The following is a 14,396-nucleotide window of genomic DNA, read 5'->3' as shown; positions in this document are numbered from 1 at the left end:
GCTAAAACTCAAACTGATAAAGCAAATCAAGAGCCTGATCCACACCGGACACGGCTTCCAAATAGAGTTTAGGCATCAGGCGGTAACGTAAGGTTAACGTTGCCAGTGAATCAAAGATGCCCACTCCGTATTTTACTTGTAGACCCGGCAGTACATAGCCACTGACCTGCACCTGCTGACTGTCGCCAACGCCGGTGGTATCAAGAGCAAGGTTACTGACGCCGAATGTCTCGCCGATTTTACCCACAACCTGACCACTTTGTGCAACCCCTAACCCCACTAACGCTGAAGTTAGTGCATTACCGTCACCGTCGCTCTTCAGTCCCTGACCCCGTAACAGGTAAGAAAGGGCTTCCTGCTGTGACATCGCCGGGTCCGAGAACACTTCAACTTTCGGCTCGTCCGCCAGTCCGGTAACGCGCAGGCCTGCCGTCACGCTGTCCTCTGTCGCATCCGGATTACGAATCGCCTCCAGGTTGATGTAAGGCTGATCCGGTGGCCCGGCGAATTGCAGTTCACCTTTGCGTACGATCAAATCCTGGCCATAGGCATGGAAACGGCCGGAAGGAATGTTGATCTGTCCGTTCAGTCCAAGACCTGATTTGTCCTGTACCATTTTCAGGTCGCCATTCAGTCGCGCTTTCAGGCCAAATGCGGACAGGCGCACGTCGTTGCCGACATGGATAATCAGGTTACTGTTAATCGGTATTGAAGCGGTTTGAGGCTCAATCGGTTTAAGGTTTTTATCCAGCATGACCTCGTCAGAGGAGACGCCCACCGCGCTCTCTGGCACCTCTTGTACCGTAATGCGTGCCCAGGGAATATCCACCCGCCCGTCAAGGTTAAAGGCGGCTGGCGTGGCTTCAAAGACCACATCCGGCGAGACATCCATCCGCACCATTGGCGGCACCGTAACCCGTACCCGACTTCCTTTGGCGGCGACACGTGCACGCCAGTTGTCCAGTTGGCTCCAGTCCGCATCACCCGTGAGGTTGATATTGCCCTGCGCGGTCTGCAGCAGACCATTCAGGGTTGAGCTCATGCCGTTAAACACCATATTGAGGCTGGCGCGGGTTAAATCCACCGGCATGAAGTTGCCTTTCACATTCACATCTTTCAGGCCGAGTTGACCAAAGACCTGGGGCTGCTGTGCCGTTCCGCCGAGGCGTAGGTTACTGTTCAGGTTGCCTTTAATGCTTTCGCCCTGCATCAACGCCGGATTGATTATCGCCAGGGAGATATTGCGGATATTCACATTACCGCCCAGCGTTCGGCGCTGTTGCGGATCGGTGATCTGCACATTGCCATCCAGTTGACCGTTGTTGACGATACGAATCAGCCAGTCGAGCTGCGCCCGTCCATCGCGCAGTGCGGCATTGATATTAAGCGTGTTAAAGGCGACAGGCAGCGTATTGCCCTGCACATCCTGCACGACTTTAACGCCGTTGCCCTTCAGCGCCAGGCTGCCGGTCGGCAGTTTGCCGTCCGCCGTCCAGTTTACTCGGGCATCCCCGCTAAACACGCCGCTCAGCTGTGTCTGGTTAGTGAGGAAAGGTTTTAACATCGCAAGGTCAAAACGATTTAACACCACATGAGCATGGCCATCTGGCCCGGCTTCTATGGGTTCAGGCACACAGAGTTGCGCATTGGGGTTTTGCCAGCAGTGCGGGCCAATAGTGGCGGTCTGTTTCTGATTGACATAGTCGATCGCCATGGCGCGCGTCAGTCGCCATTCACCCACCGGCGTATCAAAACGCGTATTGTTCAGATTGCCCTTCCACTGTTCGGTCTGACGGTCGAAGCTGCCTGTCAGCGCGAGCTGGCCTGACACCGGCTTGCCCTGCACGTTGAGTTTGAGCTGGTGCTGCTTTTCATCGCCATCGGCATTGAGCGTCAGCAGGCTGATATTAAGTGCATCCTGCGTCAACTGCTCAACCCGCAACTGCAGCTTACCGGCGATTTGATCGCTGGAGCGCACATCACTCTTCAGGGTGATGCGGCGAACAAGCAGTTGCTGCCAGCGTAAACCGGTAGCAGTAAGATCGGCCAGCAGTTGTGGCGCTTTCAGCGTTCCCCGTGCCTTGATATCCCCTTTAACCACTCCGCCCAGCCCTGGCAGCGCATTATCGAGATGCGGAGCATCAACGCTGGCATCCAGGTTGAGTGTATCGGCCAGGCTGCCTTTTACATCCAGATGATTACGTCCCAGCGCTATCTTGATGCCGGGGATATCCCACTGGTTGTAGCTGTTGCCCCGCAAGGTGCCGTCAGCGCTTACCGCGTTCTGTTTAACGTTACCTTTTAGCATCAGCTGCGGTACGCTCACCTGCCAGCTGCCACCATACAGGCTGCCACGGGTGGTGATCTTACCGTCCAGCTTAGCCGGCCAGTCAGGATACTGGCGCGCGGTATTGATGCCGTCCAGCGTCAACTCACTGCGCCAGCTGATGGCTTTGCTCCAGTCCACCAGCGCGGTGAGGTCGATGTTGCCCTGCAACGCCGCCACACGCAGCTTATCCAGACTGAACTGTTGCACGTTGCCTTTGCCATCCAGCGCGACCGTAGCAGGCGGCACCGATTCCCCTTTGACCGAGGTGCGGAGAGACATGACATAGTCTGTCGCCTTGCCTTTGAACTGATAGTTAAGGTTATCGGCCTGATACTGAATCGCCCCGGTCAGCGGCCAGCGCAACTGCGGACTGGTCAGGTTTAACGCCAGCGGTAGACCAGCCACGGCGGGTTGAGCGCTGGCATCAAGCTGTGCGCGTACCGGGCCGGAAAGGTTCAGCGCCAGTTTCAACTCGTCACGCATCGCCCCCTTTAAGGTCAAACTGAGTTTTTCCCCTTTGACAGGGTTAACGTTCACCTCACCGTTCAGGGCAAAATCAACGGGCCAGTTGTCAGCCAGCGTAGCCTGACCACCGCCGTTCAGCTTGCCCAGATTTGAGTCAACCTCCAGCGTTTGCAACTGCATATGGCGGTCCAGCGTTTTCGCCTTCACCCGCAGTCGGCTAACCGAAATATCAGTATCACCGGTGATGCGTAGCTGCTCGCCCAGAATTTCCTGTACATCAATATCCAGCGGTAACTGAAAGTCGGGCAGCGCGGGCAACAGCGGTTTTGCAAACAGCGCCTGCAAGGTTTCGCCCAGCGGCTTCTCATCCGGCTGAGGCTGTTGTATTTTGGGTTGCACCACCTGCTCTTTAGCCACCTGCGCCGCTTTAGGCAGCGCGATCAGCAAACTTTGGATATGGGTGGGATTCAGCGTCAGGGCACGATCCTGCCACTGCAAGCCGGTCGTAAAATCCGCCAGCGAAATAGCGCTCTCATCGACTTTCACGCTGATGTTGTGCAAGCCCACATGACGCAGGCTGATCGGATAAGGCGTGCTGAGATTGCTGGTGCCGCTCTCTTCTTCCGGGGGGGCCGTCGATGGCGTCATCTTTTTGCTGTCGACCACCACACTGATATCTTTCAGCGTCAGATCGTTAACACAGACCGACGAGTGCAACAGGCAGTTGAGATCCACAGCCAGATGGATAGTGTCCGCATTGACGCTGACGCCAGGCATCTCATAGCGCAATCCACTAAGGGTAAGATTACGCCAGCCGCCGTCCACTTTGTTGATCGACAAGCCCGGCACCCAGCGCGACGCGCCGTTTAACACCAGATGTAATCCCGGCGTCGTACCAATCAAAAATGCCAAACCCGCAAACAGCAAAACCAAAAAAATCAGAAAGCCAATCAGGACCTTTTTCCAGCGCTTCATAGTTCAGGCCCCAACCCTACGTAAAATTGCACACCATGCTCCTCGCTATCCCCAATGGGGCGGGCAATATCAAACTTAATGGGCCCCACCGGTGATGACCAGCGTACCCCAATACCTGCGCCGGTTTTTACATTGCTTTGCTTAATGTCATTGACCGCCTCGCCTGAGTCGACAAACACCGCGCCCCACCATTTGCCGCTGACGTTGTACTGATATTCCAGCGAGCCGGTAACCATTTTGGATGCGCCGGTCAGCTTGCCGTCACTGTCACGGGGAGAGACGTTTTTATATTTATAACCGCGAATACTGCGGTCACCACCGGCAAAGAAGCGCAGATCCGGCGGCACTTTGTCAAAGTCGTTGGTTTCAATCCAGCCCACCGTACCGCGGGCAATAAAACGGTTCTTTTCACCCAGGGTGCGAATCCAGACGTTTTGCGCCTGCAGGATTAAGAAATCGACATCCGAACCCCATGTGGTATCGGACACATCTGCGGAATAACGCTGCGAATCGCCCCAGGTTGGCATTAAGCCGCCGCGTGAACGGGTGCGGTTCAGACTGACGCCGGGATAGAGCAGCATCGTGGTGTTGGTGACGTTACCCTGCGTAAAGTGATCCAGGCTCCAGCGCAGGTTAAGGGCTCTTTGCCAGCCGCTGCTGCTGTCCCAGTTGCGCGATACCGCCAGCGTGCTGGTATCTGCTTTGGTGTCGTTAAGATCGGTGCGTTTCAGGCCGCCGGAAAAGGTGTAGTACTGCTCCAGTGGGCTTTTCAGCAACGGGACTTTGTAACTGAGATCGATCTGCTGCTCGGGGGCGGAAACATAGGCACTGGCGGCCATACTGTGGCCCCGATCGTTAACCCAGGGTTTTCTCCACGTTCCTTTCAGGCGCGGTCCAACATCCGTCGAGTAACCGACACCGGCTTCAATGGTATTTTTAGCGCGGGGTGACACCACGGCATTTAAGGGCAGAACTTTGGTTTTACGGCCCTGCTTAAACTCGGGCGCAACCACCACTGACTGGAACCAGCCGGTCGCGGAAAGACGGCGGTTAAGTTCAGCCAGATCGCGGGAACTGTAGTAATCCCCCTCTTTGAAGGGCACTAAATTTTGCAAATAGGCTTCGCGGATCTGCGAGCCTTCAAAGGTGACATCACCAAAGCGATAACGCGGACCGCTGTTGTAGTCCAGATCCCAAAAGGCTTCATGGCGGTCAACAGACACACCTAACTGGCTTTTTTCAAACTCACCATCGAAATAGCCGTTACGCAGGGCAAGGTTGGTAAAGCCGCTTTTAAATTTATCGTACTGACCGTGGTTAAGCACCGTCCCGACTTTGGGACGCCCCTGCGCAATCCAGTTTTTATAATCCGCATCGTTTTTCGCCTGACCGGTAACGACAATCGTACTGCCCGCAATTTTTATCGGCTGACCAGGCGTAACACGGGCGATTAACACCGGACGGCCACCCTGAGGAGGCGCGGGGCGCGATTCGAAGTCGATATCCGGCTCATAATAGCCAAGCGCGCGCAGCCCCTCTTTGATCGCCGAAGAGACGCGAGAGCGAAAGCGGCCATCGTTGGTGACTTCGTCGCTGCTAATGGTCGACAGGCGTGCCCTGACGTTTTTTTGCAGTTCTCCGGTTAGCCCTTCCAGCTGTAGTCGAACCGGTGCCGCCCCGAAGGCGGGCGCGACGAGCAGCAAACCCGTCATGCAATAAACATAAAATCGTGGCACTTGTACTCCTGTCTGTCATGCCTGCCCCATTCCACAGGGCGCGTGTTAATCCTCGTTACCGATACAATCGCGACGGCAACTCACTCATCATAGCCGCACTTTTTGCCAACTGGCAGTGTACAACGAGATCTAAGCCAAATTGAGCATTATTGTCGGCAAAACCCACTTAGGTTACAACGGCGTTGTAACGTCCTGGGCGCTTCGCGGTTTGCCTGCTTATCGGCGCGGGGGAGGACAAGACAATAAATACTCACGCAGAGAGCCATCGTTTGCCCTCTGGCGGCGGCATCGTCGCTGCTGCTATAATCACCCACCGCAGGCATCCCGCCTGTCTTCATTTCTGCCCCTGCACCTCACTGATATTGTTGAATGGGCGCAGACATTTTTGGCACGGATAGCTCCCCTTAAGTCACCACTACAGGGAATGAGCGCATAAATCGCACGCTGCCCAGGCCAAAAATGACAAGTGAATAACTCTTTGGATCTCATATGCTTGATAGCCTACTTGTCATTCTGCTACTGATTGTAATCAGTGCTTTTTTCTCTCTGTCGGAAATCTCGTTGGCCGCCGCCCGCAAGATTAAGCTGAAACTTCTTGCTGACCAGGGCAACATCAACGCCCAGCGCGTTTTGAAAATGCAGGAAACCCCTGGCATGTTCTTCACCGTGGTGCAAATCGGTCTGAATGCCGTGGCTATCCTCGGTGGTATCGTGGGTGATGCAGCGTTTTCGCCGGCCTTTTCCAGCCTGTTCAACCGTTTTGTGTCACATGACCTTGCCGAACAACTCAGCTTTATCTGCTCGTTCACCATCGTAACCAGCCTGTTTATTCTGTTTGCCGACTTAACGCCGAAACGGGTCGGCATGATCGCGCCCGAAACCATTGCTCTGCGGATTATCAATCCCATGCGCTTCTGTTTGCTGGTGATGCGCCCGCTGGTGTGGTTGTTTAACGGTCTGGCCAACGTGTTCTTTCGCGTCTTTAAACTGCCGATGGTGCGCAAAGACGATATCACCTCAGATGATATCTATGCGGTTGTGGAAGCAGGCGCGCTGGCTGGTGTACTGCGCAAACAGGAACATGAGCTGATCGAAAACGTATTCGAACTGGAATCCCGCACCGTACCTTCATCCATGACCTCACGTGAAAACATCGTCTGGTTCGATCTGCATGAAGATGAAGTCAGCCTGAAAACCAAAATCGCTCAACATCCTCACTCCAAATTCCTGGTCTGTAATGGCGATATTGACCACATTGTCGGCTACGTTGATTCCAAAGAATTGTTGCTGCGCGTGCTGGGTAATCAGAGCATGGCGCTGAACAGCGGCGTTCAAATCCGCTCTGCGCTTATCGTACCGGATACCCTGACATTGTCTGAGGCGCTGGAAAGCTTTAAAACGGCAGGCGATGACTTCGCGGTCATCATGAACGAGTATGCGCTGGTGGTCGGCATCATCACACTTAACGATGTCATGACGACGCTGATGGGCGACCTTGTAGGCCAGGGCATGGAAGAGCAAATTGTCGCGCGTGACGAGAATTCCTGGCTGGTGGAAGGCGGTACGCCAATTGATGATGTTATGCGCGTGCTGGATATCGATGATTTTCCGCAGTCGGGTAACTACGAAACGATTGGCGGCTTTATGATGTATATGCTGCGCAAGATCCCGAAACGGACGGACTTTGTGAAGTTTGCAGGCTACAAGTTTGAAGTGGTGGATATCGACAGCTACCGAATTGACCAGCTGCTGGTAACGCGGATTGATGAACGACCGCCGATGCTGAATGTGGCAAAAACCGAAGAATAGAAAGACTAAGGGCGCCATCGGCGCCCTGTTTTTTAGTTGAACTCTAGCTTGAGACGAACGACCTGGCGGTTAATTTCTGACATCACGCTCAGGTGCTGTTTGTCTTTGACCCGTGGGATCAGGACTTTACCTTTATCAAACTCGAATGCGCCAACATCCTTGATGTATAACCTTCCTTTAAACAGCGTCTTAACATATTTTGCTATCTGTAGTGGATTATAGCGCTGGAAGATTTTCATACTGATTAACTCCTTCATTTTTAAGCACGCTTCACCGTTGCCAAATTCGGTACGGGTCCATGAAGCGCGAATTCGAGATAAACTATAGAACACTCTGTTTACTTCGCACGATAAGAAATAAGTTTTTTTACCGTTCTGACAGAACATTACAGAATACTCTGTTATTTACTTTTCACTATTCAGTATAAACCTTCATTCGTTACGGAATTGTGTAGTTGATAACAAAGCTGACAGCTTTTTGAGACAGGCGCATCATCCCTGCTTACTATTACAGTTGAATGACTAACTGGTCTGATCACTGGAGAGGATGATGATGCGTGTAACTCTGGCAGCACTGGCTTTATCACTGCTGATTCCCGTCAGCGCGCTGGCTCACGATATTGAGCTGGGAAAACGTGTGCCGGCGGTAGGCGTTAATGATAAAGGCGAGCTGATTTTACAGCAGGAAAAATTCAGTTATAAAAACTGGAACAGCGCCCAGCTAAGTGGAAAAGTGCGGGTGGTACAACATATTGCCGGACGCTCATCAGCGAAAGAGATGAACGCTGCGTTGGTTGAAGCAATTAAGGCAGCCAGGTTGCCTCACGATCGCTATCAGACCACCACGATTGTTAACACCGATGATGCTATTCCCGGCACCAGCATGTTTGTCCGCAGCAGTATTCACAGTAATAAGCAGCAGTATTCGTGGTCGCAGTTTATTGTCGACAGCCAGGGTAACGTGCAGCACGCCTGGCAATTGCAGCAGGGCGGCTCGGCTATTGTGGTGTTGGATAAAACAGGCCAGGTTAAATACGTTAAAGATGGTGCCCTGTCTCAGCAAGAGGTTGAGCAGGTGATGACCTTATTAAGGTCGCTGTTGCAAGAGTAGATAAAGATGAAGGCGGGAGGCTGATGCCTCCCGCACTGCATCAAAACAGTGAAACGCGAAAGCCCGGGTTAAGGAAAGACTCACGCGGCGCGTAGTCCAGCGTTCTTCCCTGCCAGTCATGTACGTGCGCACCCGCAGCAGCGGCTACGGCATGGCCTGCACCGGTATCCCAGATGTTGGTTGGCCCAAAACGCGGATAGAGTTGGGCTTTCCCTTCAGCCACCAGGCAAAACTTCAAGGAAGAACCGGTCGCAACCGTCTGGTGTTCACCCAGTTGCTTCAGGTATTCCTGCATCTCTTCATCGTCATTATGTGAACGACTCACCACCACTAACGGCGGACGCGCATCAAGCACATGAATTTGCTGTCGCTCTCCGTTCTCTTCTTTCCAGGCCTTGCCCTCTGCGGCGGAATACATCACGCCCAGTGCGGGCGCGTAAACCACGCCCATGACCGGCTTACCCTGCTCAATCAATGCGATGTTCACGGTAAACTCACCGTTACGTTTGATAAATTCTTTGGTGCCATCCAGCGGGTCGACCAGCCAGTAGCGCTGCCAGTGCTGGCGGACATCCCAGCCAGGCGGATCTTCTTCTGACAGGATCGGGATATCCGGCGTCAGCCGCTTTAAGCCCGATACAATCACATCATGAGCGGCCAGGTCTGCCGCCGTGACAGGAGAATCATCCGCTTTGTGGGAAATCTCTGCCGGAACAGAACCGTTGTAGACCTGCATAATCGCGTCGCCTGCTTCACGCGCCAGTTGGCTTATTTGCTCTAACATTTTTCACCTCATGTATGCGAATGCTACGCGTTAACTGTCATACCCGTTGGAGTACAGTCTAGCAGCTTCACGCTTACCGCTGATTTCAGGCAAACATTCTGAATCATTTTTCAGCCATATCAACACAATAGACAAAAATAGCAACGATCTTATTCGGCTTAAGCGATGAGATCGACGGCCCGAGCCCGACGGATGGCAGGCTCAAAACGTTACATCCATCACGATTTAATCTGCCCTTTCATCAGACTTTTACATTATTTTTGTAGCCTTGATCTTTTAGCTTTGGGAGAGAGCATGTTTAAGGCGGGAATGATGTTACTGGCGTTGAGCGTTTCAGTTGCAGTACAGGGAGCCACCGTGGATTTGCGCGTGCTGGAAACAACCGATCTGCACAGTAATATGATGGACTTCGACTATTACAAAGATACGCCCACAGAAAAATACGGTCTGGTGCGCACGGCGTCGCTGATCCATGCAGCACGTCAGGAAGTCACCAACAGCGTATTAGTGGACAATGGCGACCTTATTCAGGGCAGTCCATTGGGCGACTATATGGCAGCCAAAGGGCTTAAACAGGGCGATGTTCATCCGGTCTATAAAGCCATGAACACGCTGGACTATAGCGTGGGTACGCTGGGCAACCATGAATTCAACTACGGCCTGCCCTATCTGCACAAGGCACTGGCGGGTGCGCGTTTCCCCTATGTCAATGCAAACGTCATCGATCTTAAAAGCGGCAAGCCGCTTTTTACCCCTTATCTGATTAAACCCACTCGCGTGACCGATCGTGACGGTAAAACGCATACTTTGCAGGTAGGCTATATCGGCTTTGTTCCCCCGCAGATTATGGTGTGGGATAAAACTAACCTGCAGAACAACGTTCGGGTAGATGACATCACTGAAACCGCACGCCGCTACGTGCCAGAAATGCGAGCGAAAGGCGCGGATGTGGTTATCGCCCTTGCCCACTCGGGCCTGAGCAGCGAACCCTATCAGGCGATGGCCGAAAACTCTGTCTACTACCTCAGCGAAGTTGCGGGCATTGATGCCATTATGTTTGGTCATGCGCATGCCGTGTTCCCGGGCAAGGAGTTTGCCGGGATCAAAGGTGCGGATATCGAGAAAGGCACACTAAACGGTATTCCTGCGGTGATGCCAGGCATGTGGGGCGATCATTTGGGTGTGGTAGATCTGGTGCTAAACAACGGTGGTGGTCGCTGGCAGGTCACTGGCGGTACAGCACAGGCGCGCCCCATCTATGACACCGCCCATAAAAAATCGCTGGCCGCTGAAGATCCCGCACTGGTTAAGGTTCTGAAAGACGATCATCATGCTACCCGCGAATTTGTGGCTCAGCCCATTGGCAAATCGGCTGATGTGATGTACAGCTATCTGTCACTGGTTCAGGACGATCCGACCGTACAGATTGTGAATAATGCGCAGCGTGCCTATGTTGAACATTTTATTCAGGGCGATCCCGACCTGGCGAAGCTGCCGGTGCTGTCAGCGGCGGCCCCCTTTAAAGCCGGCGGGCGCAAGAACGATCCTGCCAGCTATGTGGAGGTCGAGAAAGGCAACCTGACGTTCCGTAATGCGGCCGACCTCTATTTGTATCCCAACACCCTGGTGGTGATGAAAGTCAGCGGCGAACAGGTGAAAGAGTGGCTGGAATGCTCTGCGGGCCAGTTTAATCAGATCGATCCTGCCAGCAGCCGGACGCAGCCGTTGATCAACTGGGATTTTCGCACCTATAACTTCGACGTCATCGACGGTGTCAGCTATCAAATTGATGTGACACAACCGGCCCGTTACGACGAAGAGTGCAAACTGATCCATCCTGATGCTTCACGCATTAAAGATCTGCGCTGGCAGGGGAAACCTGTCGATCCTAAAGCGACCTTCCTGGTGGCGACCAATAACTACCGGGCCTACAGCGGAAAATTTGCCGGAACAGGCGATAAGTACATTGCTTTTGCCTCGCCGGATGAAAATCGCGCAATACTGGCGGCTTATATCAGTGCAGAAACCAAAAAGAATGGTGAGGTCCGTCCGCAGGCCGATCATAACTGGCGACTGGCCGCGATACATAGCACACAGCCTCTTGATATTCGCTTTGAGACCGCACCTGGCGATAAAGCAACTCGCTTTATTCAGCAGTATGCGCAATATCCGATGAAGGCAACAGGGAATGACGAGACGGGATTTGCTATCTGGCAGGTAAATCTACAGCAGTAAAATACCTAAGGGCGGCACGGCGCCGCCCTTATCCTTTACAGGATTTCCAGCAGTTCAACTTCAAAAATCAGGGTGCTGAACGGCGGAATGGAAGCACCGGCACCGCGCTCACCGTAAGCGAGGTCGTGCGGGATCACCAGTTCCCACTTAGAGCCAACAGGCATCAGCGTCAGCGCTTCGATCCAGCCTGCAATCACGCCAGTCACCGGGAATTCAGCGGGTTCGCCACGGGCAACGGAGCTGTCGAATACGGTGCCGTCAATCAGTTTGCCGGTATAGTGCACACGTACGCGGTCCTGACGGGATGGAATCGCGCCTTCGCCCTGGGTAATCACGCTGAACTGTAAACCTGACTCGGTGCTGCTGACGCCTTCACGCTGGGCATGCTGCTGCAGGAAAGCCTGGCCTTCTGCGGCCATCGCTTCCACGCGCTCACGACGCACGCTTTCAGCCCGCTCATGAACTTCACGCAGCGCGCGGTGAACTACATCAACAGGCACCGCGGGTGAGTTCCCTTCCAGCGCGTCGCGCAGGCCCGCGAGCAGTGCTTCTGGCTGCAGCCCCTGCAGACCAGACTCCAGCAACTGCTGGCCAACCTGTAAACCAATACCGTAACTTGCTTGTGCTTCGACGCTGTCGAAAGAAGGGGTAGTCATCTTCGTTCCTTTCACTCTCGGATATAGTAAGACGGGCAGCATAGCAGCGCAGGCCGCTGGCGTAAAATCCGCAGCGTCGTAGATGACTTTTGCTGGCGAAAGAGAAACAATACGCAGGTCAAATTTATCAATGCTGGCAGGCACTTCGCGTCCACATTGCCCATACTGTATAAGTGACACGTTTCCCCCTTATCAGTGGCACAATAAGAAAGAGAGAAAATATGGGCCAGATTGCCCCTCGTCGCCGCAGGATGCTCGCACGGCGTATGTTAACCCGGTTACAAGCTCGACTGCCGCAACGAAAGCAGCCGCAAGGTGCCGGAGCGGAGGAACCCGATATGACTTCAGACGTCCCGTCTCGCCTGCCAAACTGGCTGTATCGCCTCTGGCATTTTACAGACGATATTCGCTGGATGGACCCGCTGCCGGCGTTGCACCGCCGTGGAATTGTGATTGCCGTATTCATCCTGTTGCTGGCCTTCCTCTGGCCGTCCAGCACACCGCAGTATCCGGTAGAGCGTCCCGTTACCCCATCGGCTGAAAAAGAGGTACCGATGCAGGCGGACATTTATGATAACAAACCCGCTAAATCCACCTCCCAGCCGGAGGCAAAAGCCGATTCGCAGGGCGACTGGCGCAGCTACCAAATTGCCTCCGGGCAGACGCTGGCGCAGCTGTTCCGCGACAATAACCTCCCGGTTAATGACGTGTTTGCGATGGCGCGCGTGGAGGGCAACGGTCAGCCGCTCAGTACGCTGAAAGAAGGTCAACAGGTGAAAGTACGTCGGGATGCGAAAGGTGTGGTAACAGGATTAACGCTGGATGGTACGAACGGCCCGGTGCTGTTTACCCGCCAGCCAGACGGCAGCTTTCTGCGCGTGGAATAAGCGACAACCGGTGGCGGAACGCCACTGGATGGGCGCTAACACGGTTGTTTGATGTTCTTTACCAGCACGCTTCCCACACAGACCCGCAGCGCAAGTAAAGACAGGATGATTTCAGCCTCGGCAGGAAAGCGCGCCGGGCGCAGCGTTCCGGCTACAGGAACAGAGGCAGAGGCAGAGGCAGAGGCAGAGGCAGAGGCAGAGGCAGAGATTTGGCACCCGGTTGGCCAACAATGAAATAGCGCTGCATTCTGTGTTGAACATGTCGATGCTTGTGCGGTGCGGCAAGCGGGCAAAAGGAAGGTTATTCAGGGCCTAAAACAAAAACGCCGACACAAGTGTCGGCGTTCAGGTGCGGCAGATTAATAAAATTAACCTGCTACTACGTTCACGATCAGTTTCGCGAATACTTCGCTGTGAACCTGGAAGTCCACTTCGTGCTCACCGGTGGTGCGCAGAACGCCGTTCGGTAAACGAACTTCGCTCTTAGCCACGTCAACGCCAGCTGCAGTTACAGCGTCAGCGATGTCGCGAGTACCGATGGAACCGAACAGTTTACCTTCATCGCCTGCTTTAGACGTGATAGTAACGGTGCCCAGTGCGTTGATTTTTTCTGCGCGCGCATTTGATGCTGCCAGAACGTCAGCCAGTTTGGCTTCCAGTTCTGCACGGCGTGCTTCGAAGAATTCAACGTTTTTCTTGGTAGCAGGAACAGCTTTACCCTGTGGAACCAGGAAGTTACGAGCGTAGCCCGCTTTAACGTTAACCTGATCACCCAGGCTGCCCAGGTTTGCTACTTTATCAAGCAGAATAACTTGCATTACCTTATCCTCTTAAAGTCGTTAATGGACAGTTGCCGATTACTGATGACGATCAGTGTACGGCAGCAGAGACAGGTAACGCGCGCGCTTGATAGCACGAGCCAGCTGACGCTGGTATTTTGCGCGAGTACCAGTGATACGGCTTGGTACAATCTTGCCGCTTTCGGTGATGTAGTTTTTCAGCGTTGCGATATCTTTATAATCGATCTCTTGAACGCCTTCCGCGGTGAAACGGCAGAACTTGCGACGACGGAAATAACGTGCCATTTGGCTAGTCTCCAGAATCTATCAATTCAATCTGCTCGGCATGTAACACCATTTTACTCTGACCATTTCGCGCCTGATGGCAGCTGATAAAGCCTTCGAGAATGAGTTGCGTGCCGACCGTTATATGTTGAGTAATCACCTGATGGGCGCTGCCGCTAATAATAACAGGCATTCGACACCAGGCTTGCCGGTGAAATCCGGCCTCCTCCTGCACCGAGTTGTGCTCAAGCACAAACTGACAGTGCGGAATTCCTGACGGGCTAATTTTCCGAACTGGCGTCTTACACACAGTGCCAGACAAGCGCAGCCGATTAACCGTCACGAT

General features: G+C 53.6%; 12 protein-coding genes. 4 read left to right on the top strand and 8 right to left on the bottom strand.

The window, feature by feature from the left end; genetic code table 11:
- Position 1: 1 nt before the first annotated feature.
- Together NR177_RS19875 and NR177_RS19870 are read right to left on the bottom strand one after the other, a co-directional pair.
- On the bottom strand, positions 2-3,769 hold the full coding sequence (locus tag NR177_RS19875) for a translocation/assembly module TamB domain-containing protein (RefSeq protein ID WP_256853461.1): 3,768 nt from the start codon (positions 3,767-3,769) through the stop codon (positions 2-4).
- Positions 3,766-5,481, bottom strand: coding sequence for an autotransporter assembly complex family protein (locus tag NR177_RS19870; RefSeq protein ID WP_172898048.1), 1,716 nt, complete (start codon positions 5,479-5,481; stop codon positions 3,766-3,768). Before NR177_RS19870 ends, NR177_RS19875 begins: the two co-directional genes overlap by 4 nt.
- A gap of 513 nt (positions 5,482-5,994) precedes the next feature.
- Here NR177_RS19870 and NR177_RS19865 point away from each other — a divergent pair.
- Positions 5,995-7,314 carry a hemolysin family protein gene (locus NR177_RS19865; protein WP_063877397.1) on the top strand — a complete coding sequence of 440 codons (1,320 nt, stop codon included), beginning with the start codon at positions 5,995-5,997 and terminating at the stop codon, positions 7,312-7,314.
- A gap of 32 nt (positions 7,315-7,346) precedes the next feature.
- Here the strand turns inward: NR177_RS19865 and NR177_RS19860 are convergent, their stop codons facing one another.
- Positions 7,347-7,553 carry a DUF1107 domain-containing protein gene (locus NR177_RS19860; protein ID WP_003855513.1) on the bottom strand — a complete coding sequence of 69 codons (207 nt, stop codon included), beginning with the start codon at positions 7,551-7,553 and terminating at the stop codon, positions 7,347-7,349.
- 313 nt (positions 7,554-7,866) lie between these two features.
- Here NR177_RS19860 and NR177_RS19855 point away from each other — a divergent pair, with 313 nt between their 5' ends.
- A complete protein-coding gene (locus tag NR177_RS19855) occupies positions 7,867-8,424 on the top strand; it encodes a YtfJ family protein (RefSeq protein WP_256853481.1) in 558 nt (185 codons plus the stop codon).
- A gap of 40 nt (positions 8,425-8,464) precedes the next feature.
- On the opposite strand, the gene cysQ is transcribed toward NR177_RS19855, so the two are convergent.
- Positions 8,465-9,208, bottom strand: coding sequence for a 3'(2'),5'-bisphosphate nucleotidase CysQ (cysQ, locus tag NR177_RS19850; RefSeq protein WP_109716830.1), 744 nt, complete (start codon positions 9,206-9,208; stop codon positions 8,465-8,467).
- A 294-nt stretch (positions 9,209-9,502) separates the two neighbouring features.
- On the opposite strand from cysQ, the gene NR177_RS19845 reads away from it, so the two are divergent.
- Positions 9,503-11,443, top strand: coding sequence for a bifunctional 2',3'-cyclic-nucleotide 2'-phosphodiesterase/3'-nucleotidase (locus NR177_RS19845; protein ID WP_256853460.1), 1,941 nt, complete (start codon positions 9,503-9,505; stop codon positions 11,441-11,443).
- 35 nt (positions 11,444-11,478) lie between these two features.
- On the opposite strand, the gene fklB is transcribed toward NR177_RS19845, so the two are convergent.
- Positions 11,479-12,099, bottom strand: coding sequence for an FKBP-type peptidyl-prolyl cis-trans isomerase (gene fklB / locus NR177_RS19840; RefSeq protein WP_063877400.1), 621 nt, complete (start codon positions 12,097-12,099; stop codon positions 11,479-11,481).
- A gap of 221 nt (positions 12,100-12,320) precedes the next feature.
- Between fklB and NR177_RS19835 the strand changes: the two genes are divergently transcribed.
- A complete protein-coding gene (locus tag NR177_RS19835; RefSeq protein WP_156506640.1) occupies positions 12,321-12,986 on the top strand; it encodes an OapA family protein in 666 nt (221 codons plus the stop codon).
- 368 nt (positions 12,987-13,354) lie between these two features.
- Here the strand turns inward: NR177_RS19835 and rplI are convergent, their stop codons facing one another.
- The 3 genes from rplI to priB are packed head-to-tail and all read right to left on the bottom strand — an operon-like array spanning position 13,355 to position 14,393.
- Positions 13,355-13,804 (bottom strand): 50S ribosomal protein L9, encoded by a 450-nt coding sequence (gene rplI, locus NR177_RS19830; RefSeq protein WP_006120926.1) that lies wholly within the window; start codon positions 13,802-13,804, stop codon positions 13,355-13,357.
- 39 nt (positions 13,805-13,843) lie between these two features.
- Positions 13,844-14,071 carry a 30S ribosomal protein S18 gene (gene rpsR, locus NR177_RS19825; RefSeq protein ID WP_000135199.1) on the bottom strand — a complete coding sequence of 76 codons (228 nt, stop codon included), beginning with the start codon at positions 14,069-14,071 and terminating at the stop codon, positions 13,844-13,846.
- Between the two features lie 4 nt (positions 14,072-14,075).
- Positions 14,076-14,393 carry a primosomal replication protein N gene (gene priB / locus NR177_RS19820; RefSeq protein ID WP_013027390.1) on the bottom strand — a complete coding sequence of 106 codons (318 nt, stop codon included), beginning with the start codon at positions 14,391-14,393 and terminating at the stop codon, positions 14,076-14,078.
- Positions 14,394-14,396: the final 3 nt, after the last annotated feature.

Source organism: Pantoea sp. Fr+CA_20, from assembly GCF_024520835.1.
Lineage (GTDB): Bacteria > Pseudomonadota > Gammaproteobacteria > Enterobacterales > Enterobacteriaceae > Pantoea > Pantoea allii.
This window is presented reverse-complemented; position numbering and strand designations above follow the sequence as displayed.

What these genes read in the sequence shown, in the direction of transcription:
- NR177_RS19875 (WP_256853461.1), bottom strand. Translation starts at nt 3,769, where the DNA reads ATGAAGCGCTGGAAAAAGGTCCTGATTGGCTTTCTGATTTTTTTGGTT.
- NR177_RS19870 (WP_172898048.1), bottom strand. Translation starts at nt 5,481, where the DNA reads ATGACGGGTTTGCTGCTCGTCGCGCCCGCCTTCGGGGCGGCACCGGTT.
- NR177_RS19865 (WP_063877397.1), top strand. Translation starts at nt 5,995, where the DNA reads ATGCTTGATAGCCTACTTGTCATTCTGCTACTGATTGTAATCAGTGCT.
- NR177_RS19860 (WP_003855513.1), bottom strand. Translation starts at nt 7,553, where the DNA reads ATGAAAATCTTCCAGCGCTATAATCCACTACAGATAGCAAAATATGTT.
- NR177_RS19855 (WP_256853481.1), top strand. Translation starts at nt 7,867, where the DNA reads ATGCGTGTAACTCTGGCAGCACTGGCTTTATCACTGCTGATTCCCGTC.
- cysQ (WP_109716830.1), bottom strand. Translation starts at nt 9,208, where the DNA reads ATGTTAGAGCAAATAAGCCAACTGGCGCGTGAAGCAGGCGACGCGATT.
- NR177_RS19845 (WP_256853460.1), top strand. Translation starts at nt 9,503, where the DNA reads ATGTTTAAGGCGGGAATGATGTTACTGGCGTTGAGCGTTTCAGTTGCA.
- fklB (WP_063877400.1), bottom strand. Translation starts at nt 12,099, where the DNA reads ATGACTACCCCTTCTTTCGACAGCGTCGAAGCACAAGCAAGTTACGGT.
- NR177_RS19835 (WP_156506640.1), top strand. Translation starts at nt 12,321, where the DNA reads ATGGGCCAGATTGCCCCTCGTCGCCGCAGGATGCTCGCACGGCGTATG.
- rplI (WP_006120926.1), bottom strand. Translation starts at nt 13,804, where the DNA reads ATGCAAGTTATTCTGCTTGATAAAGTAGCAAACCTGGGCAGCCTGGGT.
- rpsR (WP_000135199.1), bottom strand. Translation starts at nt 14,071, where the DNA reads ATGGCACGTTATTTCCGTCGTCGCAAGTTCTGCCGTTTCACCGCGGAA.